The following is a 22,566-nucleotide window of genomic DNA, read 5'->3' as shown; positions in this document are numbered from 1 at the left end:
CCCGGCAAGCGCTGTCACGGCTGGCGGACCAGCGCATAGTCGCCCGCATCGTCCACCCGTGCCTGCCAGCCGGGATAGACGACGATGGTTGTAAAGATTTCTTCGATGATCGCGGGGCCGGTGACGCGCGCGCCAGGGACGAGCGCTGGGCCTTTGAAGATGGCGACGTCGGCAAAGCCAGTGCCCAGATTGGCGCGGCGATGCCCGGCGGGGACCGGTTCAAGCGTGGAGGCCGAGAAGCCGCCGCTAGCCGGGGGCATAGGGGTTGCGACATGGGAAGCCAGACGAACACCGGTAATTTCCGGCAATTCGCCTTCGCGGATATGGCCATATTCGGCCATGTGCCGGGCGTTGAAAGCAGCAATGGCACGGTCGGACAGGCTATCGTCCACGAAGGACAGGTCATCCAAACCCAAGCTTTCATGCAGGTCGAAGGTCAGCGCCCAGTTCTGCCCGCCGTAGCGCATGTTGAGTCGCCATGTCGCCTGAATGGCCTCTGCGTCAAAGCCCGCCCCTGTGAAGTGCGTCCTGGCATTGTCGGCCAATTCTCCCCACAATAGACGCATCTGGTCAAGGTCCAGCGCGTCGGCCGGAGCGGTGCAGGAGCGTTCTTCGTCAATGCTGGGATGGGCCACCAGCGTGCCGAGCGCCGAGAATGTGGGCGACGCCTTTGGCACCAGCACATGGGTGATGCCCAGTTCCTGCGCCTGAATCGCGGCAAAGGCAGGCCCGTTGCCGCCATAGGCCAGCATGACCATATCGGCCGGATCGATTCCCTTGGCCGCCGTGGTGCGCCGCACCCCTTGCGTCATATTGGCGTTGACCAGCCGCCAACAATCGAACGCTGCCTGCTCTGCGTCATAGCTCATCTGTGCGCCGATGGCGGCGAAGGCTTCGCGGACGCCTTCATCGCGCAGGCGGAAGCTGCCGCCTGCAAAGCCTTCGCCGGTCGACAGGATGCCGAGCATCAGAAGCGCGTCGGTGATGGTGGGCTGAAGGCCGCCACGCCCGTAGCAGATCGGGCCGGGGACGGAGCCAGCCGATGCCGGGCCGACCTTCAGTTCCCCCTTGTCGACATGGCAGATCGAGCCGCCACCGGCGCCCAGCGTTTCGACCTGCACCATCGGCACGCCGACCAGATAGCGGTGGTGCATGTTCCAGCCTGCTTCGGCCGGAGCTGCGCCATCTATCACCACCGACATGTCATAGCTGGTGCCGCCCATATCGACGCAGAGCAGGTTCCGATGGCCCTTCGCTCCGCCGACATGGGCCGACGCCATGACCCCACCCGCCGGGCCGGACGCCAGCACGCGGATAGGCGCGGCGGCAATATAGTCGCGGGTCATCACCCCGCCCGCTGCCTGCATCACCATGAGTTGGCGCGGATAGCCTGCTTGTGCGAGCCGTTCGACCAGTCGTTCAAGATAAGCGTTCACGCGCGGCGCGACATAGGCGTTGACGACCGTGGTGCTGATCCGGTCATATTCCGGCGCGCGCGACAATATGCGGTGACCCAGCGATACTGGCACGCCGGGCATTTCCTCTTCCACGATCTGCGCCACGCGGCGTTCATGATCGCCATTCACATGGGCGAAGATCAGGCCGATCGCGACAGATTCGACCCCCTGCTTGCGGAATTTCTCGCACGCCTCACGCACCGCCTGCTCGTCCAGTTCCCGGTGGACGCTGCCATCGGCCAGGACACGTTCGGGAACGGTGAGGCGGCGGCGGCGCGGGACGATGGGCTGGGGCGGTTCCAGTCGCACGTCCCAGATGCTTTCCTTGAAACCTCGGCGATATTCCATTTCATCGCGAAAACCGTCTGTGGTGATCAAGCCAGTGATCGCACCGTTCATTTCGATCAGCGTATTGTCGGCCACGGTCGTACCGTGGACGATGGCATCGCATTGGGCGAGGAAATCGCCGAGCGAGAGCCCCTGCCCTGCCGCCAACGTGGCGAGGCCGCTCATGACACCTTCCGACCGGTCTTGCGGCGTGCTGAGATTCTTGTGGAGAATAACCTCGCTGCCCTTGAGCATCGCGAAGTCGGTGAAAGTGCCGCCAATATCTATGCCGATGCGATAGGTCATGCCGCCATCCGCTCCCCGCGCAGGGCCGCAGTAGCCGCATGGTCCACCGTCAAGCTGTAGTCCGTCAGGCTGCCGGTCAGGACAACGCCGTAGCGATCCCGCGCAGCATCCACGCTGACCAGTTCGTCGAGCACATCTTCGCACACCGCCTGCGGATCCCGCAGCAGGGCCGGGCCGAAGCCAGCACCGCCGCCATGCTGATAGGCGATCACCGCCCCGGCAGGGAGCTGCGCGCGGGCGGTCAGTTCGACGCGATATTCCTGGTCCGTCCCGACCTGGAAATGATTGACGTAGGGGGTGCCATCATCGCCGCCTTCCAGCCCACTGATGGGGTGATCATGGCTGACCATCCATGCCATGGCGAGCGCCGGTTCGAGTATCTGCTTGACGTTGCGGCTGCCGGGCATCCCGCGCCAGCGCCCCGCCCCGCCGCTGTCGGTAACGAGTTCGCGACTGGCGTTGATCACCGGAAAACGGCTTTCGGCATCCTCCGCCTGCGACAGCAGCAGGTTGCCGAGCGAAACCGGGCAACTACCCCAACCGTCGATGCCCTGCACCGCCGACACATCCATCGACCGGCAATCGACGCCCTGGTCCATCCACATCTGGCCGCGCGCATCAAAACCGATGACAGCGTTGGGCATCCCGATCTTATACACTTGCGGCGCGGACCGCTCCGGTGCGACTTTCGACAAGGCAACACACACGGCTTCGGTAACTTCGCAGGCGGGGTGGAAGGAGCCGAGTGCTGCAGGCTTGTTGGGCGGGGGATGGGCGATGCAACCTTCGGGCAGGATGATCTCCACCGCGTTGAACAGCCCTTCGTTCTTGACGATGTCCGGGTCGATAGTGGAAGCGATCTGGGTCATGATATAGCCGCGCGAATTGGCAAAGGTGTTCCACACGCCGACAAGTTCAGACCTGTCGTCCGTGCCGGTCAGATCGACCGTCAACTGATCACCCGCGATCGTGCAGGCGACATGGACGCGCACATCCTTCGTACCCACCGTGTCATGATCGATATGGACGGTGGCTTCGTAAGTGCCATCGCGCCAGTCGGATACCACTTGGCGCATCTGGCGCTCGGATGTCTCGATCGTCTGGTTGACGGCAGCGCGAACGACATCGCTGCCCCATTTGTCGAGGATCGCGCGGATCGAGGCGCTGGCCTTTTCCACCGCGCCGATCATCGCGGCTAGATCGCCTGCAAAGCTGGGGAACCGATTGTTGCGTTCAAGCAAGTAGATGGAGTCTCGCCGCTTTTCGCCGCGATGAACGAGTTTTAGGCAGGGAATGGCCAGCCCTTCGGTGAAAATATCGGTCGCGTCGAGAGTAAAGCCACCGGGGTCTTTCCCGCCCGTATCCCCCTGATGCGCCTGGAGCGCCTGGATCAGCACCAGTTCGCCCGCCGCGTCATAGACAGGGGCATAGACATTATAGTCGGGCAGATGACCGCCGCCATGATCGGGATCATTGCCGACGAATACGTCGCCCGGCCCCCAGTCGAAATTATCCTGCTGCATCAGGCCGTAGCGCACCGTCAGCTGCGACACGAAGGTCAAATGCGGCGTGCCGATCGACCCCATGGCCAGCCGTCCGTGGGCATCGACGATTGCCGCGTTGCGCTCGTTCGACTGGTTGATGATCGGGGAAGAGGCTGCGCGACCCAAATGGGTCGTAGCCTCAAAACAAACGGTTTCCAGCGCGCCGCGAATGATGTTGGCGGTGACGGGGTCAATGTTGACGGTGGTGGGCAAGGGCGCGCGTCGGGCGGCCAGCCTGGCATTCAGTTCGAAGGACATGGGCTTCCTCAGCGCGTAGGACGATGGGGTGGCATCGCGACATAGCGATCGACCGCCTGCTCGAAATGGCGGATACGGATTTCCTGGTAATTACCCAGCGTCAGGCCGCGCTTGGCAGACGCTTCCAACCCCTCCTGCTGGAGGAAGAGATTGTCGGTATCCTGGTCCAATATCTTGCCGAAACCGGCATCCATGCCCGGCGCATCGCAGAAACTTTGCTCGTCGGTCAGGATGATCGGTTCGGCCGGTTCCGGGCGCGCGCCATCCACAGGTACCGGGCGCATGAAGAAGACTTCGTAGATGCAGCGCCGGTGATCCTTCGGATCCGGGCGAAAGCGATAGACCATCGGCAACGACACGCCGGGAAAAAGATAGGTGTTGGGGAAGATCGTATAGGAGAAGCAGTCGAGCATCTCACTGTCCGAGGTCGCTGACAGATCGCTGCCGGTAGCCTGCCCGAACATACCGCGGAACATGTCCGCCATCGCCTGCCGCGCGGTGCCGTCGCCAACGGTGGGCCGATCCTTGCTCAGGACTGACGCATCGCCCACGGTGAATTGGTCCAGTATATCCTGTTCGGAAAAGCGCCCCTCCAAATGCGGCGACGCTACGCCCAAACAGGAGATGAAGCGGTTAACATGATCGCCATACACGTCATATTGGGTGTTGGCGTCGGCGTTCGACGGGGCGACCTGGGGGTGCGTTTCGATGACATGATAGGCCTCCATGAACGCTTCGACCGTCAGTTTCCAGTTGGCCGGGAAGCTCTTTTGGACGTGGAGGTGGATATAGCGATCTTCCAGCTTCCAGGCGCGGATATGGGCGAGCGCATCAGGGCCAAGATAGTCCTCAAGGTTTGGCGCGGCCGGGTCCATGTTGATCCAAACGAAGCCACCCAATGTCTGCACGCGGGCCTGGGGCAGGCTGTTGTTGGCGGGATCGACATGAGGGAAGTCCCAGGGACAGACGATGCCCTTGCTGCTGCCGTCGATATTCCAGCTCCAGCCATGGAAGCTGCATTTGAACTCGCTGGCAAAGCCCGCAGAGCCGGACGCGCGCAACTTGGTACCGCGGTGAAGGCAGGCGTTGACATAGGCACGGATGTCATCGGGCGCGACGCGCGTGATGATCAGGCTGTAGCGGCCGATATCATAGACCTGATAGTCGCCGACCTCCGGGATATGTTCTTCCCGGCAGGCGAATTGCCAGGTGCGCGTCCAGAGGCTTTCCATCTCCCGACGCGCATAATCGGGGTCGATATAGCGGTCGTTCGATACATCCTCACTCCCCAGAAACGCATAGGATTCCGACCGGACCCAGCCGGGCGCAGCGATCCTGTCGCGTGCGATGATGTCCTGTGTACTGATTGCCGGGCAGCGAGCGTCGCCCGCTTCGATCGGGCCTGATTCCATGTTCATACAACTCTCCGTTGGTCCGAGGCGGCAGGCGTGCAGAGGCCGGGCGCGATGCTGTGGATCACCCCGTCCTTCATCACCATCGCCAGCCTGTTTTTGTCTTCAAGGATTGTGACGTCGGCCAGCGGATCGCCATCCACCAGCAGCATGTCGGCGAGCGCGCCGGGCGTCAGCGTGCCGAGGTCGCCCTCGTCCCGCATCGCCTCTCCGCCGTTGCGGGTGGCGCAAGCGAGCGCGCCGGGCGCATCATAACCATAATAGTCCATCAGCAATTTGATATCGCGGGCATTGGTCCCCTGCCGATTCCAAGCAAGACCATAGTCGCCGCCGATCAGGTGGCGGATGCCCCGCTTGCGCAGCGCCGTGTGGGTGTTGACTGATTGCTCGATCAGGGCAGGAATGCCCATGGCTTCGGCCACGGCGCGCGGAATCCACGGCTCGCCATAATGGATCATGCTGTGGAACAGGCCGATGGACGGCGCGATGACGATGCGGTCCCGCGCTTCCTCCAGCATGTCGAGCATTTCTTCATCGGCATATTCGACATGGAACAGACCATCGACCCCGGCGCGGATGCAATGCTTGGTCCCTTCGATCGAGCGGCTGTGCGCGTTCACTTTGCGGCCGAAGGCATGGGCGGTATCGACCGCCATCTTCACTTCCTCAAACGACATCGGCGTGACGTGCGCAGGGCTGCCGGGATAGAAAGGGTCGCCCGACACATCGAGCTTGATATTGTCGCACCCCTCGCGAATCGCGAGCCGAACAGCCTTGCGCATTTCTTCCGGCCCATCGACGACGCAACTGATGCCGATGCGCGGATTGTGCAGCTTGCTTTCGTCGCCCATGCCGCCGGTTACGGTGATCTCGGTCGATCCGGCACGGATGCGAGGGCCGGGAATATGGCCCGCGTCAACCGCATCGCGGACGGCGACGTCCAGCTTCAGCTTGGCTGCCGACGCGCCATAACAACTGGTGAACCCCTGATCGAGCAGCAGTTTCGCCATACGCGCGGTGATGAGCGTGTGCGCTTCGGGCGACGGGCTGATCAGATCCTCAGTGGAGGCGGCGTCGCCGAAGGATATATGGGCATGGCCTTCAGTCAGACCCGGCATCAAGATCATGCCGTTGCCGTCGATGATCTGGTCCGCCGGAGGCAAGGGCGCTGCTGCGCTGGCGGTCACGGACCGGATGCGATTGTCCTCCACCAGCAAGGCACCTGCAAAAGGCGCAGCGCCGGTGGCGTCCCAGATGGTGGCATTGGTGATGAGCGTGGTCGGCAAGATGACATCCTCTCCTGCCAGTCAGACTATGCCTTCGCCGCCTGCGCCCCAATGACTGCACGCGCACTTGGCGTTTCCTCTCGGCGCGGCAGCGCCTGCCGCGTCAGTCAAGTCGGTGCGCGGCACCATGCCTTTCCGTGCAGCCCGCCATCGGCCATTCTGCCGGGCAAAAGGAGAATATAGTCGATGGTGCAGGTCACCTTTGTGGATGTGAATGGCGTGGAGCGGCAGGTCGATGGCGGGTCCGGGGACCAGTCCCTGATGGAACTGGCCAAGGCGAACGGGATTGACGGGATTGCCGCAGATTGTGGCGGTGCCTGTTCCTGCGCGACCTGCCTGGTGCATATCGACCCGGACTGGGTCGAACGAACGGGGCAGCCCGACGATATCGAATTTGCCATGCTCGACATGGTGGCGGACGTCGCGACGGCCAGCAGCCGTCTGGCGTGCCAGATACGCCTGACCGATGCGCTTGATGGGCTGCGCGTCGTGGTGGCACAACAATGAACGAGGATCAGCCAATGACCAACGTAGCGGAACGCGACCTGCTCGCAACCGGATCGATGACCGATCCGCTGATATCGGCACGGCCTCGTGACTTCTACGCAGCGATGCGCCGGGATGACCCGATCCATTGGGACGAGAAGCTGGGCATGTATCTGGTGTCGCGATACGAGGATATCGCGACGATCCAGCAGGACCCAATCACTTTTTCGGTGAACAAGGGCTATCACACGCAACAGGCCAAGGGGTTCCAGCAGGAATTTCAGGAGATATTGGAGCGTGAGGGCGGCGGTTACTTCCCCGACGCGATCATGTCCGACCCGCCCTATCACACACGCATCCGCAAGCTGATGGAGAAGGCCTTTACTGCCCATCGCGTGAAGGCGCTGGAACCGCGGATCGAGAAGGTGGTGGTCGACCTGATCGACAGCGTCGCGGCGCGCGGCGAGGCGGACGCCATCCATGATTTCGCCGTGCCGCTGACGGTGCGGATCATCTGCGAACAGTTGGGGCTGGACTGGGATATGAAGGACCGCATCCAGCGCTGGTCGATCGCGGTAACGGCGCAGATCGGGCGGATGCAGGATCGCGAACAGATGCTGGGCCATGCACGCGAGATTTGCGACCTGCAACATTATCTGATCGCCAAGATGAAGGAACGGCAGGCCGATCCGCGCGAGGACATGATTTCTGATCTGGTCCACGCCCGCGATGCCGATGGCGAGGGATTGAGCTTTGCCGAGGCGGTGTCGCTGGTCCGCGCGCTGCTGATCGCGGGCAACGAGACGACGGCGACGGCGCTGGGCAATCTGTTCTACATTCTTGCCACCCGACCGGAGATCGCCACATTATTGCAGGATTCTGCCGATGATGACCGGCTGATGAACCGCTTTGTCGAGGAATTGCTGCGGATCGAGCCGCCGGTACGGGGTCTTTCGCGCATGACCACGAAGGAGGTTGAACTGGGCGGACGGACATTGCCTGCTGGCGCGCACCTCCTGCTCATGTATGCGTCGGCCAACGATCAGGAAGATGTGTTTCCTCAGCCCCGCGATTTCGACCTGAACCGGCCCAATATCGGGCGGCATCTATCCTTTGGCGGGGGCGTGCATCGCTGCGTCGGGCTGGCACTGGCCCGCATGGAGATCAAGGTCGCGGCGCGCGAGATCGTCAAGCGCATCGGGAACATCGAACTGGCCATCGACGAGGCGGACATCCGCTATCTGCCCACGGTGGCGACGCAATCAATCGAGCGGCTGCCAATCCGTTTCACGCGCCGGGGCTGAACATCATGGCAGGAGAATTGGCTGGCAAGGTCGCCATCGTCACCGGCGGCGCGGGCGGCATAGGCCGCGCGACGGTGGAACTGTTCGTAGCCGAAGGCGCGAAGGTCGTGATCGCTGACGTCGACGCAGCGGCAGGCGAGGCGCTGGCGGCAGAAATGGGACCGGCCGCGATGTTCCAGGCGACGGACGTGTCCCAACGCGAACAGGTCCAAGCCCTGATCGACCGGGCCGTCAGCGACTTTGGCAGGCTGCATATCCTGTTCAACAATGCCGGCATCAGTTGCGTGCCATTCCCGCACTTCATCGACGACAGGCTGGACGATTTTCAGCGGGTGATGGGCGTCAATCTGCTGGGGCCGATGCTGGGAACGCAGATTGCGGCGCGGCACATGAAGGACCATGGCGGCGGTGTTATCTTGAACAATGCGTCTATCGCCGGGATGCTCGCTGGGCAGGCGATGATGAGCTATCGCGCGTCCAAGGCAGGGCTGATCCAGTTTTCCAAGTCCGCCGCGATCGACCTGGCTCGATATGGCATCCGGGTAAACTGCCTAGTGCCCGGCCATATCCGCACCAACCTTTCATCCTTCCGGGCGGAGGGCGCCGAGGCAGAGGTGGCTGCCAAAGTCGATGCAGCCATCGACGCTGTCTATCTGTCGAACCAGCCGCTCAAACGCCGGGGGCAACCCAACGATGTTGCTCAGGCGGCGCTGTTTCTGGCGAGCGATCGCGCGTTGCAGATTACCGGCATCACTTTGCCGGTGGAAGGCGGCGTTGTCGCAGGCGATCCGGTCAACCATCTGGAAGAGATATTGGCCGCACGGGCGATCGCGCTCCCTGAATAAGGCTGGCGCGCACCACCAGTTCCTGCACCATTATCATTCTGTCCGGCCCGTCTCGGCAAGTGAACTGCTGCGTCATCGGCTGGACGGCATGGCCTTGATGCAGCGGGCATGACCGCTTGATCAGGCAGGCACTAGTGCGACTTCGCGGTCGCTCACCTCCAGCGGCTTGATAGGGTGGTCCCGGTCCAGACCAAGAAGCCGATGCCCAAAATCGGCACCCTGGGCCGTTACAGGGAGAGATGCCATGACAGTTTTACCAGCTTTTCGCGCGCCGCGCGCACATCGCATGACCAGTGCGGCCCTGGCAATGGCCACCGCCTTGCTCGCCACGCCCGCTCAGGCGCAGGATATGTCGGCTCCGCAAAGCGGCGGACTGGAAGAGATCGTCGTCACCGCGCAGCGGCGGGAAGAGAATCTCCAAAATGTGCCGATCGCGGTGACCGCGATCACGGCGGATGCGCTGGAGAGTGGGGGCATCGGCGGCACCACTAGCCTGCCGCAGGCCGTGCCGAGTGTCCAACTGACCCGGTCCGGCCCGTCGGGCATATTTTTCGTGCGCGGCGTGGGGAACACCAGCGGCGGCACCGGTGAGGAAGGGGCCAATGCGATCTATGTCGATGGTGTCTACCTGCCCGACCTTGGCCAGACCGTCTTTCGCTTCAACAATATCGAACGGATCGAGGTGCTGAAAGGACCACAGGGCACTTTGTTCGGTCGCAATGCGTCCGGGGGACTGATCAACGTCATTACACGCGAACCGGGCCGCGATGTCGTGGTGAAAGGGCAGGTCGGGATTGCCAATTATGAAAGCTATAGCGGTCAGCTATATGCGGCCAGTCCGCTAACCGATACGCTGAGTGCCGATATCGCGCTGACCGGAACGCGGCAGGTCGATGGCTGGGGCCGCAATCTGGCGACCGGGCGCAAGGTCGGCTTTGGCTGGCACTGGGGCGCGCGCTCGAAAGCCGTCTGGCGGCCCAATGACCGGACGAAAATCATGGTGTCAGGGGAATATGGCAAGTCAGACGATGATTTCGCGTCCATCTTTCATGTCGCGGAAGGATCAGTCGGCACCGGCGGCACGCAATTTCCCGGCGACTATAATACGAACACATCCGCCTATCAGCGTGTGCGCCAGCGCATCTATGGCTTCAACCTGACCGCAGAATTCGATCTGGACTGGGCGACGCTGACCAGCATTACCGGATTTCGCGGCAACAAGACCCGTAGCGGACTTGATCCCGATGGCGCGCAATTGCCGTTGGCGCGCTATGCAATCCATTCCGAAACGGATTCTTTTCAGGAGGAAATCCGCCTCTCGTCCAACGATACCGAACCGCTTAGCTGGCAGACCGGCCTGTTCTTTCTGCGCAACAAGGCTGCATTGGTGAACCAGCAGCAGCGTGGCACCGCCTTTGGTGGCGTGGACGCAGGATCGGACCTGTCGGCATCGATGCGGACGCAATCCTATGCCGCCTTTGCCGAAGCGACCTATGCTGTGACGCCGTCCACCCATGTCACGGCGGGATTACGCTATACGCGCGATGACCGCACCTTGCGTGGCGAGCAGACGCCTGTCGGGCTGGTGCCGGGAACGCCCCTGTTCATCGGCCAGTCGCTCGCCCCGCGCACGGATTCGCTGACCTATGGCAAATTCACCTACCGACTGGCGATCCGCCAGGATCTGAGCAACGATATCAATGTCTATGCGTCCTATAATCGTGGTTTCAAGTCGGGCCTTTGGGCGTTGCAGTCACCAGCAAATCCGCCGGTCGACCCGCAATTTATCGACGCCTATGAAGTCGGCCTGAAGACCGAATGGTTCGACAGACGGCTACGCCTGAACCTGTCGGCCTATCATTATGATATCAGCGATTATCAGGTCCGCGCTGCCGTGACTCTGGGCGCGCAGCCCACATTGTTGAACGCTGCGTCAGTCGATGTGGACGGTATAGAGGCGGAATTCGAGGCCGCACCGATCGGCGGGCTGCGCCTGTTCGGGTCGGCAACGCTGATGCGTTCCAAATTCGCAGATTTTCCGTTTGCGCCCTTCACCTATCCGCGACCAGCCGCTTGCACCCCTGCAGGTCCAGAAGCCGGACAGATCACCGGCGCGGCCACGGGCGGTAACCTGACCTGCCTTGGCAGCGCAAAAGGTAATGACACGCCGCTTGCACCGCGCTTTGCCGCCAATATCGGTGCTTCCTATACATTAGAGTTCGACAACAGCCGTGAGGTAAAATTTTCCGCACTCTACAGCTATAATGACGGCTATTATTTCGAGGTCGACAATCGGCTGCGGCAGGAAGCTTTCGGTGTGATCAACGGATCGATCGAATATCGCCCATCCGCGCGCTGGGGCGTAGAATTATGGGTCCGAAATCTAACGGATGCGCGATTCCATGTCCAGAAACTGGGCAGCGCGCTTGGCGATCTCGCCGTGCCTGCTCCGCCCCGCGCTTACGGGCTGAACGCCAAATTTGAATTTTAGGAAATGACGAAAGCGAAATCCAACTCCCAAGCGCAGCACTTATTAAATTGTTTGCTTTGGGGAGCGATGGTTGACTGAATGGCGGAACGGATGCGGTTGTGACGGCACGATCTACAAGCAGCACAACATCGTCGAGCGCATTTTCTACTGGAGGCGCATTCATGCGCACTATGATCGCTGCGCTCACACCTTCCTGTCCGCCATCTCGTTCGCCGCCGCTTTCCTGCTCTGGCTCAATCAAGGGGTCCTGGCCCTAGCGGCGTGTTGGTGACCGGAACGTGTTGAACGGCGTTCTCTGACGGTTTCGCGCTCGCTCGACATCGGCGGAGATGCCAGAACGCTCCGGTCCCGAGGCGCCTCGCCCGGCAGCTTGAGGCAGGATTGGCCATCGAAAACTGGTTACATCCATCATGATATAACCAGCTATTTTACTGGACCGGTGATAAATTCGTCGGTTTGCTCATCGTCAGGATTAGAACTTTGCCGACAGTCCGCTAAAGACAGGTAGGTTGCGATTATCGGTCGTCATGGGCAGGGATGTCGGAGAGAAAATCGCGAGAGAATGTCTCTGTTACAGTGTGAAGCGCTCGATTCCAAAGCGCCTCGATATCTTAAAAGGCGAATTTCATCCCGATATTGGCGGATGCCCGGCGGTCATCCTCGCTATAGGTTTGGGCCGCAGTGGCGAACAGGGAGAGGGCGGAACTGACCCGCATTTCTGCGCCACCACTGACGCTGCCGACCAGTTCGCCACGGCGCGCCCCAAGCGAAAACAGGCCCTGGTTCGAACCTTCAAAGCCTGCCAGCGCCTCAACGCTGCGGCCCTTGAGCTGATATTGGACGCCCAGCCGCACAAACGGACGGAATGCGGCGTCCGACGCCCGGCTGCGGCCGAAAGCGATGCCGCCATTGGCGAACAGGGCATCATGCTTGTCCTTCGCGACGTCGAGAGCCCACACGCTGCCGCTCTCTTCGCGAAGGCCGGTGCGGGTCGTTGCGACATAGGTCAGGGCGACATCGGGTTGCGCTGCCCAGTCGCTGCCCAGCGCAGCTTCGTAGGAAAGCGACAGGTTGCCGACCCAATTCTTCAGGCGGAAGCGTCCATCCGCCTTAGTGCCATCGGGCGTCAGGCGATCGGTATCGGCATCGAGCTGGTGATAGGCCAGCGTCGCGTCGAACCGCAGCGCCCCCATAGCATAACTGCCCGCGACACCGGCAAACCAGCCATCGGCATCAGTTTGCGATCCCAGCCGGCGCAGCGTCTGGCGCGAGTCCAGATAGCCGCCAAAGCCCGCAATCGACCAGCGATCGGTGCCTATGCCCAGCCCGCCGAGCAAGCCGTAGCTGCGCGAACGGCTGGCCGACAGGCCGGCCTGGTCGTCGGCCGCGATCCGGCCCAGACCGCCCAGATACTGGCCGATGCTGAATGCGCGCGGCGCGTCGTCGCCCGAAAGCCGGGCAATGCTGCGCGTGGCGTTGGCGATCGTCAGGCCATTCTCCACGCCCATCTGGATCGCAGACGCATAAGGTTCGGCGGTCAGGCGCGCGAAGGCGGCGGGGTTGGATGCGCCCGATGCGCTCGCCAATACCGGCAGCGCGTCGATCAGGCCATTGCTGGCCGTCCCTGCGCCGATCACGGCGTTGGTATAATCGATAGCGCGCTGCACCTGCGGCGTGAAGCTGCCATTGTTGAGAAACTGGCCAAGCAGGCGGATGCGCTTGTCATCCTGAACGATGAAGCCGAACAGGCTGTCCGGTTTCACGATGCTGGTATAGCTGCCCGATATACCGCCATTGGCGATGATGAGGTCCAGCGTGGTGCCGGGCTTCACCTGCTGATCGGCGGTCAGGACGAGGCCAGCGCCCTGCGCGATCGTCAGCGTGCCGGAAATCAGCAACTGATCGGACAGGGTCGGGCTGATCTCCATCAGCGTGGTCGATCCACCCGCCAGCGCGACATTGCCGGTCACGGTCATCGTGCCGGGCGATGCGCCGGGGCTGAGCGTGCCGACGACATTGACATTGCCGATCACATGGCCAGCCGACCCGAACGTCGCCCCTTGGCGCACCGAAATGCTGCCCGCGCGGATGGTCGAGCCAGCAAGCCCCACCAGACGCCCGCTGGTCAGGTCGATCACGCCGAAATTCGCGTCACCCGAAACGGTCGCATAGCCACCGGCCATGTCCAGCCCGCCAATATTGCTGACCGCCACAAGGCGGACCGGTGCGGCAGCGCTGCCGGCATTGACCAGGATGCGGTTGTTGCCCGCGCTGCCATCGATGGTGCCTGCGAATAGACCGTTGATGACGAAGCGGTTGTCGGCGCTGCCGAAAGTCAGGCCGCCCGTAGTCAGTGAGGCGTCGCTCGCCAGCGTCAGGTCTCCCTCCACGCTCAGGCTTTCAAGGGTGAAGCCATTGACCAGAGTCAGCATCGCCGCTCCCTGCGCCGTTATCGCCTCGAAGCCGAGCAAGCTGTTAGCATCCAGAGTGCGGGCGTTGGCCATCTCCAGGATCAGGCCGTCATGGCCAGCGCCCCCCGACAGTGTCCCCTGCCACAGCGCACCATCGGCGAAGGTTACGATATCATCGCCACCGGCCATGTCGATCTGGCCGAGCAGGCGACCGCCCGCCGCGATTTCGAGCCGTTCGCCGACATCGCCGACACGCAGCACGCCGTCAGCGCTGCCAAGCTGACCCGTTACGATCAGCGCGCCCCCTGCCAGCGACACCGCCTCGAAATCGGTTACGGCACCGGTCAGCGTGATCGGACCCTGCGCGGTGAAGGCCAGGCTGTCATCGCCCGCGCCGCCATCATAGCGACCCGCCGCGCGAGTCAGATCGAAGATCAGCGCGTCATTGCCGCCGCCCAGTTGCACATGGCTGGCGTCGCCGGTCAGGCGGAGTTGTTCCTGCGCGTCGCTGCCGAGGACCTGGCCGACAAACTGGCTGTTGGTGGTGAGGTTCAGGTTGGTACCCAGAAGGCTGATCAGGTCATATCCCTGAGCCAGCGCCAGCGTCAGCGTGCCCTGGCCCTCGACCGATAACTGTTCGAAGCCGGTCTGGGCGCTGATACCGTTGCGATCGCCCGCCAGGATCACGCGATAGAGGTCGGTCCCGGCACCGCCATCGATCAGGCCTGCAACGCTGCTGCCCGCCTGTTCGGTGAAGCTGTCATTGCCAGCCCCCATGTCGATCGAGCCACCGATGCTGCCACCGTTGACGATGCTGTCATCGCCACCGGCCAGCGCAATGCCACCGCCGATCGTGCCCGCGTTGCGCACACTGTCATTGCCTGCGCCGCCGGTGATGGTGGTCGCGCTGGCGCTGCTCAGCGTCTCGCCTGCCGCGACCGTGACGGTGCCGCCGTCCAGACCGATCGTGTCAAAGCCAAAGTCGCCCGAATAGCTGACATTGCCCTCGCCGATCTGAAAGAAGCGCTCGAAATTGACGAACTGGTCGGCATTCACCGCACCGCCGCCTGTCGCATCGACGATGAAGCTATCCGTGCCGGCACCACCATCGACGGTGCCCTGCAGGATTGCGCTTGCCAACTGGGTGAAACTGTCATCGCCATCGCGCAGATAGACGTCGCCGATGATCGTGCCGTGATTGACGATCACATCGTCGCGAAAACCAAGGTCGATATCGCCGCGGATGATACCGCTGTTGGTAAGGCGATCATCATGATTGCCGATGCTCTGGATCGCACCGGCCAGACGTGTCGTACCCAGCCGCAACGCAAGGCCATCGTTCGCATCCAGCACTGTCCCGGCCTGGCCGTTGATCTCGCCGTCATTGTCAACGTTGATCGCCAGGCTCGACAGAATGGCAGTGGAGGCATCACCAAGCGCTTCGATGACGCCGCCCTGCGCATTGGTGACAGTCAGGACCGAACCAGATATCCCCGACCCATGGATCGCCGATGCAGGGGCCGTATAAAAATAATCCGTCCAATAGTCGTAGGAAATCAATAAGCCGCCGCCATTGGCGCGTAAAGTTCCACTGTTCGCGATCGTGAAATTGCCGGGCACCTCGAAAAGGTCAGCCAGACTGATCGCCGATCCCCATTTGGCAGAGGATTCGATCGTCCCGCTATTGTCGATATCAACCACGCTTCCAGCACTGCTGGAAGACAGGCTTAGGCTGATGCCGCTTTCAATCGCTGTTGAGATCGTACCCGCGTTGCGAATGGCAACAGTAGCCGGTGTGTCGGCGTTGAAATAGCCTCCAGCGCGACCAGCGATCATTCCTGTATTGCTGAAGGAGATCTCGCGAAGCTGGTTGCCATTTAAACTAACGGCGAGGCCGTACTGCTGGTCGCCGCTAATGATGCCTGCATTGCTGAATGAAAGTGTATCGATATTTGCGATCGAAACCCCAGCATATCCGGCGTAATTTTCGCCGATCATCGCATTATTGGAAAAGGCACGCACGGAACCGGCAAATGCAGCGATATCCGCTTCATTGGAGAAACTCGCTAAAGGCTCCAACTCCAGTTCGAAAGGATAAGCATAGACCCGGCCGGTTATGATGCCGCCAGATTGCGCGCGATTGACGATATGGCCGTCGCCACCAATCGCAAAACCATTGGTGATGGGTTCGGCTGATTCCAGCGTCAGGACGGTATCAAGACCCTCTGCGCGTACCAGTTGCGCTTCAAAATTTACCCCAGACACCGTCCCAAGGGTTACAGTCCCGCTGCTTTCAAACGTCTGGCCGAAAACGTCAAATCCGTCGCCCCCGTCGATAATGCCTGAAACGCCTATGTCAGGCCCCTTTGACAGGAAGATGTCGTTCGCTGACCCAAACAGCAGATCGCCATTCAGCATGCCGCCATCGGAAATGTAAAGGCTGCTGGCATAGCTGCTGCCGTAAACACTGTAGGCCATATTTACAGTGCCCGTGATGATGCCCGCATTTCGGATCGACCCGCCACTACCGACCCGTATCGCACCGTCCTTACCCTCGATCGTACCATCGACTTCGTTGATAAGGTTCAGCGATCCATCGCCCGCGATCGCGATACCGTTTATACTGCGCAATACGCCGTTGTTGATAATGTTAGTGGCATTGAAATCGGCAACCACAGCGCGACCATTCATGCTGATCGTACCGTTGTTCGTCAAATATGATGCGACAACCCCAACCGATGCCGTTCCGTTTTCGAACTCCGTAATCAGGCCATTATTATAGACATAGCCCGCGCCGCTGATAGCCGCTGCGCCATCGACGCGGATGACGCCATTGTTCGTGACCTCAAGCCCTTGGCTGATTGCACCCACATAGCTGTAGGGAGAGATTGCAAAATTCTGAAAGGTCAGCGTGCCATCGTTGATGAAGCTATTTTCATAGCCTAGCGCAACCATTGCGTTGTAGGAAGGGAAGCTGCCGGTTGCACTTCGTATCGCCGTCAGCGCACCCTTGCTCCTGACCAAAAGTGCCGAATTATTGTAGTTTTCGCCCGGCAGGCGAAAGCCTTCAACGATCCTGAGCAAGCCATCTTCGGCAAAATTGAAATCCGCCGCCAGATCAACGGTGCCCTTCCCGGCTAAAATCAGACCGTCGCTCTGTGCTGACGATGCGCTGAGGGACAGGGTCACATCCTGCGCTACTTCATAGCTGATCGCGCCAAAGCCAGCCAAGCGACCAAGAGTCGCACTGGCGTCTGTTGCAGCCATGTAACGAAGGCTTGCACCATTACCATAGACGGTGCCGTTGAAACCATCGAAACCGGCGCTGCTCGACATCGACAGAGAAACTGCCAGCGTGTCGCTACTGCCCAGGATGAGGTCGCCATTGAGGATGCCGCCTTGCAGAGCAATGTAACTGTTACCATAGCCATAGATTGAACTGCTGGCGATATTGACGGTCCCGTTGATCGTCCCTGCATTGGCAATCGTACTGGCATGGACTGAATAGCTTGAATCTCGCGGACCAATCGCCAGATTTCCGCCCGAAATGACACCGCCTACCTCGTTCATCAGCGCGCCGCCGGTCATCGCCACCGCAATCTGAGGAGACGAGATGGTACCGCTATTCTTGAGGCTACCATTAAGTAAGATGCCAACCTGGGCGCCATTGATCAGGCCGTTGTTGATAACGGGCAGACCATAATTGGTATCGACGTGCAGGGCGATATCGCTGGTCGAACGGATCGTCCCTGAATTCACCATGCTGCCCGATCCGAAGTAGATCGTCCGTTTCGTGGAGGTTATGTCGCCTTCATTGGTAAATTTAGTCGAATAGAGCGATAGGGCGTTGCCCTGGACATCGATCGATCCACTATTGTCGAAAGTCATTTGCCCGAAGGACAGAGCCGTCACATAGGGGGCCGCATTTGCGGCGTTGATGATGCCCTCGTTTTGGAAGGTCAAGCTATAGCCGTAATAGTCGCCCGCCCAGATTGTGGCGTTCGGTTCCATCAGCGTGATGCTGGTTTGGTTCGTGATAGTCCCATTGCCAGCCAGGAACAGGGGAGCATTCGCGACAAAACCATCAACAAGCGCGACATTGGCCGTGTTCAGCGCTGTGATGCGAACTTGTTCAAAGCCAGGAAGCGCGATGCGCTGATTGATGGCCCCGTCGGCCTCAAACTGCACATCAATCGTGTCATTCCCTTCGCCGCCATCGACGCGTCCGTTGACGCCCGTGCGTAACCCTGCAACCGGATCGAACGTCGCGATGAGCAGGTCCTGACCACCCCCCAGCAGCAGATCGCCGTTGATCGTGCCCAAGCGGGAATCGATAGTGCTCGTTGTCGCATAATATGGAGATGAGGAAGCCTGCGTGATGACATTGCCATCAATCACACCTGCATTGGTCAGTTGCAGACTGCCAGTAGCACCAGTCGCGATAATATCGCCTTTGATCATGCCAGCGGCCTGGTTATCGACAGAGTAATAATAGCCCAAAATCGCCGGGCTGCCGCTGCTATTGGCGATTGTTCCGGTGTTGACCACAACAGCGCCCGCCCCGATGTTGGCGATTGTCGCACTCGCGCTATCGGAGCGGATGATGCCATTATTTTTCAAGTCTGCCGTCGGGCCGTAACCATCGCCCATCCTGCCGTCGATGGCGCTCCATGCCCCGCCATCGATCAGGCCGTCATTGGTCAGCTGGGTCAGCTTTCCGCTGATCGCGCCCATCACCCCATCCTCGCGATTGACGAGCGTGATATAGGCGTAAGCGGTGTTCGCGGTGTCATCTCGGATGGCATAGCCATCGCCACCAATGATTGATCCACTATTATCCACATTCAAGGCCATTGATGCGTAGGCATTGTCCGGCCCGTTTGAAAGAATAATGCCTGTGCTACCGTCGATGCGACCGCCGGATCCCACCACGACTCGTAGATAGTCGGATGCAAAGGCTGCGCTTGCAACATCAAACCGGACGCCGGCATGACCTATGCCCTCGACATGACCGTCGATATTCAACAGCACGGTGCTGGAGTAGATACCGCTATGTGCCCGCTGGACCAAAATGGCATCGCCACTGGACGAGGAGATACGCGCACCGCTGTACAGCGACACGCTCGTGTTTTCGGATGTGATGTTAATACCATCATAATCGGTGCCGTCGCATACAGTGGTCCCCCCCGTCACCGGCGGATCAGGCTGGCATTGGGCTATCGCAACGTCAGCGAGCATAGCTGACAAGACAAGAAGGCTAACGCCGCTGGCACGACGCAGCTTGTCTGAAAATTGCATGTAAATACCCCCAAAACCCCATGTTGGGCTGGTATGGCAAAGTGCTGAAGTATTTGTCTAGTTAATTGGTCACTGCATTTAAACCGTCTCGGATCTATCCGAGGCTGTAACCACTATGTATTGAAAGTCGCTAGCGAGATTATCCCATGTGACCCGGCAGGCGAATGGCATACAACGTCGGTCGGAAGGCGGACCTTTCGCAATCGGACATTGAATTTGCCCCTGAACGGCAAGGATGGATCGGGTGCGGCGCTCTTGAATTGAAATCTCAACCAGGTGAAACGCCATGCGAGCATATCAACGTTGAGCGACGCCGATCAGCGCGGTTGACGGGATCGGCAAGATCGGACGATCGCCCGCCCTCTGCCGGACCTCGGTAATAACCGTTGCCTTTTCCCCGTCATTGAGGCTCGTCCAGTCGGGCGACATGCCGAACAATCTATCGGGATCGTCAAGGGCCGCGACATTGAGTTCATAGTCATGGGTCACACGCTCGATCCGTGGATCGCGATAGCCCGCAACAATCATTTCACGAGCGAAGTTCTCTGGGTCGCTAAGGGCACCGACGGCTTCCGGCATTGCCATGCCTTCACGACCGGGGAAGAGCTTCCGACGAATGTCGCCGAGCAGCAGAAAGGTCGCAGCCCCGCGTTCTTGCCAGGTTGCGACGATCCCGTGACCGCCAGGACGCGTGACCCGGGCCATTTCGGCCAACCCCTTGCGCCAGTCGGGGAACATGATGACCCCGAAGATCGAAAAGACGGCGTCGAATTCTCCGTCTGGCAGCGCGAGGGCCTGCCCGTCCATTGTCCGGGCCTCGACATTGTGGAGGCCTGCTGCGGTGATACAGGCAACCATGCCGGGCGAAAAGTCGGTTGCCAGCACCTGTGCGCCTGTCCGGGCGGCTGCCAGTGCCAGGGCGCCGGTGCCGGCTGCTATATCCAGAACGCGGCTGCCGGGCCCGAGGGATGTCCGGGCCAGCGCCGCCTCGGCATAGCGAGCGGTGAAAGGATGGGCGGTCTTCTGATAGTGATGAGCAGCCGTATCCCAATGGTTTGGATTCTCAAACTCTCGCATTTCACTAACTCCAAGAATCATGTAACATCATATGTATCATGAAATATGAAGCTTGCCAATTCGGTCGGGAATGCAAAGGATCGAGAGATGCGTAATGACAGCCGCCTTTCGCGAATGCTTCATGTGCTGCTCCATATGGCGCGCCATGAAGGGGTGATGACGTCCGAAACCATCGCAGCGATGCTAGGCACCAATCCCGTCGTCGTCCGACGCACGATGGCTGGTCTGCGGGACGCAGGATATGTGCGCTCGGAAAAAGGGCACGGCGGTGGTTGGATCATTGCGGCGGACTTTGAGACAGTGTCGCTCCTTGACGTCCATCAGGCGGTGGGTGGCCCGCGCATCTTTGCCATCGGCAATGAGCATTCCAATCCAGATTGCGCGATTGAGGGGGCCGTGAACGCGGCGCTGGCGGATGCGCTTTCAGAAGCGGAGGCTTTGCTGATCACCCGACTGGGTGCTGTGAAGCTTGCTGATTTGGCCCGGAATTTCAATGCGCGCTGCGCTTCCGAGAAGGTGAGCCCACATCCAGCCTGATCGCCTTGCTGCGACAGTCCTTATTTCCGTCGGGAGCGGGAGCAGTTTGCCGGGCGAGTGCCAGGACGCTGACGATGCGTTGCGGTCGCTGATCGAGCGCATCAGGGTCCGCCCGGCGCCAAGCGGGGTGAGGCCCACGCCATGCTCTATGGCGAGTTTGGCAGGATCCTGGAATGGATCGAGCAACGTCGATTGGCCGAGAATACACAAAGCCCCGGCGCTTTCGCGTCGGGGCTTTGTGGAATAACCTATTTTTTTTGGTTGCGGGAGGGCGATACAACCGAAGCCGACATCCATTATCGTCCTGGATATGATAGAACTTTCACTTTATTTCTCAAACGTCATATCGCCATAGGTACCTCCGTCCCATACCACTCGGCATTTCGCCCAAGGTTTCCATGGATGCCTGATGTGTTTGCCGATGGCTACCACGCGGGCGATAAGTTGCGGGGCGCCCAAGAGACAAGGGAAAGTTGGCTGTCGAAATTTTCAAACGTCGCAACATATCCCATGATCATCTATCCTCGCCCGCAATCCCAGTCGACATTCCGCCCGCGTCATGTCGAAAATCCAGCATCACTTGCATATCCTGCCGCCTTACTTGCGTCAGAGCATCACCTTTGACCGGGGAACGGAATTTTCTGCCTTTGCGACACTCCAGAAGTAACTCGCGATGACCAACTATTCTGCCTGCCATCGGCACCCTGGCAAAAAAGGCAGCGTGGAAAACAGCAACGGTTGCATATGGCGCTCCTGCGATCTGACACGGACCTGGCGTTACTATCGGATAAGGAAATCCAGGCCGTTGCTGATCGCATCAACAGCACCCCTCACAAGTGCTTGAACTATCGCGCTCCGATGACGTTCTGGGAGAGCAAATCACCCTTCTCAAGGCCCGATAGATTTTGCCATGCCACGCATCCCGTGGATGTCGCGCTTCAAACCGAAACCGCCGCGCACACGCATAGCTGTGCGTCCGACGTTCAGGGATACCAGGCGTCATAGATAGCTGGATGCGTTGAACATCGAGATTATCTGTGCCAATTCGCCGCAGGCCAAGGGCCGGGTCGAACGGGCCAATGCAACCTTGCAGGACCGGCTGGTCAAGGCGATGCGCCTTGAAGGCATATCGTCCATCGCGGAAGCCAATGCATTTCTGGCGGCCTACATGGCCAAGCACAACGCTCAGTTTGCTCGCCCCGCCTTCGATATTCGCGATGCGCATCGCGCACTTGCAGCCCACGACGATCTGCGTTCGATCATGGTCTGGCAAGAACAACGGACGGTGACGGCGGCGCTAACTCTGCATTACAACAAGGTGATGTTCATCCTGGAGCCAAGCGACCTCGCCAGGAAGCTGGCGCGCAAGCGGGTGACTATTTGCGAGTATCCCGATGGTCGGCTGGAGATCGAGCATGATGGGCATGTCCTATGAAGCGCCCCGGGTTTTCAGGAGGCTCCCACTTGTGACAAGGAGCCGTTATGAGCAAGACGACGAACAAATTTTCACCCGAAGTACGGGAACGC

General features: G+C 60.3%; 13 protein-coding genes and 1 pseudogene. 8 read left to right on the top strand and 6 right to left on the bottom strand.

The window, feature by feature from the left end; translation table 11 throughout:
- Positions 1-14 precede the first annotated feature (14 nt).
- Genes J2W40_RS18560 through J2W40_RS18545 form a run of 4 tightly spaced genes read right to left on the bottom strand, consistent with a single transcriptional unit; the run spans position 15 to position 6,590 of the window.
- Complete coding sequence (locus J2W40_RS18560) at positions 15-2,090, bottom strand: hydantoinase/oxoprolinase family protein (protein ID WP_310227448.1); 2,076 nt, start codon at positions 2,088-2,090, stop codon at positions 15-17.
- Positions 2,087-3,892: a hydantoinase B/oxoprolinase family protein gene (locus J2W40_RS18555; RefSeq protein WP_310227447.1), complete on the bottom strand. Its 1,806-nt coding sequence runs from the start codon at positions 3,890-3,892 to the stop codon at positions 2,087-2,089. The genes J2W40_RS18560 and J2W40_RS18555 overlap by 4 nt, the downstream gene beginning before the upstream one ends.
- Before the next feature lie 8 nt (positions 3,893-3,900).
- The gene (locus J2W40_RS18550; RefSeq protein ID WP_310227446.1) at positions 3,901-5,310 is read right to left on the bottom strand and encodes an aromatic ring-hydroxylating oxygenase subunit alpha; all 1,410 of its coding nucleotides are present in this window, start codon (positions 5,308-5,310) and stop codon (positions 3,901-3,903) included.
- Positions 5,307-6,590 (bottom strand): metal-dependent hydrolase family protein, encoded by a 1,284-nt coding sequence (locus tag J2W40_RS18545; protein ID WP_310227445.1) that lies wholly within the window; start codon positions 6,588-6,590, stop codon positions 5,307-5,309. The genes J2W40_RS18550 and J2W40_RS18545 overlap by 4 nt, the downstream gene beginning before the upstream one ends.
- 186 nt (positions 6,591-6,776) lie before the next feature.
- Here J2W40_RS18545 and J2W40_RS18540 point away from each other — a divergent pair, with 186 nt between their 5' ends.
- From J2W40_RS18540 to J2W40_RS18525, 4 genes are all read left to right on the top strand, one after another.
- Positions 6,777-7,097, top strand: a complete 321-nt coding sequence (locus J2W40_RS18540) for a 2Fe-2S iron-sulfur cluster-binding protein (RefSeq protein WP_310227444.1) — start codon at positions 6,777-6,779, stop codon at positions 7,095-7,097.
- 14 nt (positions 7,098-7,111) lie between these two features.
- Positions 7,112-8,380 carry a cytochrome P450 gene (locus J2W40_RS18535; protein WP_310227443.1) on the top strand — a complete coding sequence of 423 codons (1,269 nt, stop codon included), beginning with the start codon at positions 7,112-7,114 and terminating at the stop codon, positions 8,378-8,380.
- 5 nt (positions 8,381-8,385) lie between these two features.
- Entirely contained in the window at positions 8,386-9,225 is an 840-nt protein-coding gene (locus tag J2W40_RS18530) for an SDR family NAD(P)-dependent oxidoreductase (protein ID WP_310227442.1), read from the top strand.
- Between the two features lie 244 nt (positions 9,226-9,469).
- Positions 9,470-11,716 carry a TonB-dependent receptor gene (locus J2W40_RS18525; RefSeq protein WP_310227441.1) on the top strand — a complete coding sequence of 749 codons (2,247 nt, stop codon included), beginning with the start codon at positions 9,470-9,472 and terminating at the stop codon, positions 11,714-11,716.
- A 611-nt stretch (positions 11,717-12,327) separates the two neighbouring features.
- On the opposite strand, the gene J2W40_RS18520 is transcribed toward J2W40_RS18525, so the two are convergent.
- Together J2W40_RS18520 and J2W40_RS18515 are read right to left on the bottom strand one after the other, a co-directional pair.
- Positions 12,328-19,320, bottom strand: a complete 6,993-nt coding sequence (locus tag J2W40_RS18520; RefSeq protein ID WP_310227439.1) for an autotransporter outer membrane beta-barrel domain-containing protein — start codon at positions 19,318-19,320, stop codon at positions 12,328-12,330.
- A gap of 402 nt (positions 19,321-19,722) precedes the next feature.
- Entirely contained in the window at positions 19,723-20,502 is a 780-nt protein-coding gene (locus tag J2W40_RS18515) for a class I SAM-dependent methyltransferase (protein ID WP_310227438.1), read from the bottom strand.
- A gap of 87 nt (positions 20,503-20,589) precedes the next feature.
- On the opposite strand from J2W40_RS18515, the gene J2W40_RS18510 reads away from it, so the two are divergent.
- The 4 genes and pseudogenes from J2W40_RS18510 (at position 20,590) to J2W40_RS18500 (ending at position 22,474) form a co-directional block, all read left to right on the top strand.
- On the top strand, positions 20,590-21,039 hold the full coding sequence (locus J2W40_RS18510) for an Rrf2 family transcriptional regulator (protein WP_310227474.1): 450 nt from the start codon (positions 20,590-20,592) through the stop codon (positions 21,037-21,039).
- 141 nt (positions 21,040-21,180) lie between these two features.
- Positions 21,181-21,663, top strand: coding sequence for a hypothetical protein (locus J2W40_RS18505; RefSeq protein WP_310227437.1), 483 nt, complete (start codon positions 21,181-21,183; stop codon positions 21,661-21,663).
- Positions 21,557-21,941, top strand: a pseudogene (locus tag J2W40_RS20660) (IS30 family transposase); the annotation flags it as partial. The gene J2W40_RS18505 and the pseudogene J2W40_RS20660, both read left to right, overlap by 107 nt.
- 185 nt (positions 21,942-22,126) lie before the next feature.
- Positions 22,127-22,474 carry a hypothetical protein gene (locus tag J2W40_RS18500; protein WP_310227436.1) on the top strand — a complete coding sequence of 116 codons (348 nt, stop codon included), beginning with the start codon at positions 22,127-22,129 and terminating at the stop codon, positions 22,472-22,474.
- Positions 22,475-22,566: the final 92 nt, after the last annotated feature.

The sequence above is a fragment of the Sphingobium xenophagum genome, from assembly GCF_031457465.1.
Classification (GTDB): Bacteria; Pseudomonadota; Alphaproteobacteria; order Sphingomonadales; family Sphingomonadaceae; genus Sphingobium; species Sphingobium xenophagum_A.
This window is presented reverse-complemented; position numbering and strand designations above follow the sequence as displayed.